The following is a 1,830-nucleotide window of genomic DNA, read 5'->3' as shown; positions in this document are numbered from 1 at the left end:
GAATCCAGACCGGTCAGTCGCCGGGCAGCTAAGTCAAGCTGTGTGAGTTGAGGCGGCAACTATGTTGACAAACACCTATGTTGACAACACCTATGTTGACAAACACCGCAGAACCAACTGTCACCAGACAGTAAACGTTTATCCGGAACGCAAGCAATGGCAACCACTAACATCTGGCAACAGTTCAAGGTTTTAACTCTTGAAGGGGTACGGGTTGTCGCTACTATTACCGCTAATAATGGCAATGGCACCAGTCAGACGACGCTCCGGGATGGTTCGGTGATTACGGTTAAGAGAAGGTCTGTAAACGTTGGTGAAAAGGCGTTTATTCTGGATGGGGAAATAAAAGGTACTGCACCGAATTTGGCGCAGTATGAAGTGGAGGTTTGAAATAATCAAGAAACGGTTCTCGGCGCAATTTTATTGCTCACTGTAGAAGGCAGCCCGATGGTTGGTCTGTATAGCTTTCAAGCAGTCTCTTATAGCTTTCAAGCCGTCTCTTGCATTCTGTGCGGCCATGCCTGATAGCATAGTCGAGCGCCGTTTTGCCATATTTATCCTTCACTTTGGCCAGGGAGAGGTCAATCCGCAGCAATTTGTTGATGGACACTATGTCGCCGTAAATAGCAGCTGTGTGTAAAGCAGTTTGGCAAAAATTATTTTTCTCTTTGGCCAGGGAAGGTTCAATCTCCAACAATGTGTAGGCGACCTCTTCTCTGTTGAGAGAAGAAGATATAGTTATGTGGAGAGCCGTTTCGCCAGCGCTATTCTTCTCTTTGGCCAGTGAGGGGTCAATCTCTAGCAATTTCTGGATAGACCTTGGTTCGCCATGTCTAGCAGCTATGTGGAGAGCCGTCATGTCCAGGGCCTTCACTTTGGCCAGTGAGGGGTCAATCTCCAGCAATACTTGGATGGCCTTTGTTTGGCCAAAACTGGCAGCTGTGTGGAGAGCCGTCAGTTCACCCTTCGTCCCTTTGACCAAGGAGGGGTCGATCTCCAGCAATTTCTGGATGGCCTCTGTGTGGCCCTCTGCAGCAGCTACGTGGAGAGCCGTCCAGCCACTAATTTTATCCTTCTCTTTGGCCAGTGAGGGGTCGGTCTCTAGCAATTTCTGGATGACCTTTGTTTGGCAATTACTAGCAGCTACGTGGAGAGCCGTCCAGCCAGCTTGTTTATCCTTCTCTTTGGCCAGTGAGGGGTCAATGTCCAGCATTTTCTTGATCAACCTTGTGTTGCCAGTGTAGGCAGCAGAGTGAAAATCCCTGATGAGGCTGGATCGATCACTGTCCCACAATACCTCGGCCTTGACGGTCTCTGTGTGGCGTTGACAAGCAGCTAAGACTGAGTGGGCAGCAGAGTGATAATCCTTGATGAGCCTGGATCGATCACTGTCCGACAATACCTCGGCCTTGACGGTCTCTGTGTGGCGTTGACAAGCAGCTAAGGCTGAGTGGGCAGCTGTTTCGCCATCTTTAACCTTGTCTTTGGCCTCGGAGTGTTCAATGGTTACCAATGCCCCGAGGCCCCCTGTATGGCCTTGACTAGTAGCAAAGTGGGGTAATGGTGTATCGCCCATTTTATCTGTCGTTTCTAATTGCATACCGGCTTTAGTACACCTCGGAACTATCGAAGTGTATGGTTTTAGTTTTTCCGCCAATTCCTTGCGCTTTGCAAGTAAGCCATTTCGTATAGTTTCATAATTACTTTCACTCAATTCATTTTTTATCTTTAATCTTGCTCGCTCAACCAGATCTTCTACTTCTTTTATCTCTGCCTCTCCCCCTGTGCCAACATAGTTGTCGCCTCTCCTGAATTTAAAAACCTAAACAG

General features: G+C 48.3%; 2 protein-coding genes. One reads left to right on the top strand and one right to left on the bottom strand.

Annotated elements, in window-relative coordinates; genetic code table 11:
• Window positions 1-156 precede the first annotated feature (156 nt).
• The gene (locus KDK14_RS05785) at window positions 157-390 is read left to right on the top strand and encodes a hypothetical protein (protein ID WP_257264067.1); all 234 of its coding nucleotides are present in this window, start codon (window positions 157-159) and stop codon (window positions 388-390) included.
• Window positions 391-427: 37 nt separating this feature from the next.
• Here the strand turns inward: KDK14_RS05785 and KDK14_RS05780 are convergent, their stop codons facing one another.
• Window positions 428-1,600: an ankyrin repeat domain-containing protein gene (locus KDK14_RS05780; RefSeq protein WP_257264066.1), complete on the bottom strand. Its 1,173-nt coding sequence runs from the start codon at window positions 1,598-1,600 to the stop codon at window positions 428-430.
• Between the last annotated feature and the right edge of the window lie 230 nt (window positions 1,601-1,830).

The sequence above is a fragment of the Endozoicomonas sp. ONNA2 genome (genome assembly GCF_024606365.1).
In the GTDB taxonomy this organism is placed as follows: Bacteria; Pseudomonadota; Gammaproteobacteria; order Pseudomonadales; family Endozoicomonadaceae; genus Endozoicomonas.
This window is presented reverse-complemented; position numbering and strand designations above follow the sequence as displayed.

Bases quoted from the DNA above. Each gene is read 5' to 3' on its own strand.
- KDK14_RS05785 (WP_257264067.1), top strand. From the start codon at position 157: ATGGCAACCACTAACATCTGGCAACAGTTCAAGGTTTTAACTCTTGAA.
- KDK14_RS05780 (WP_257264066.1), bottom strand. From the start codon at position 1,600: ATGCAATTAGAAACGACAGATAAAATGGGCGATACACCATTACCCCAC.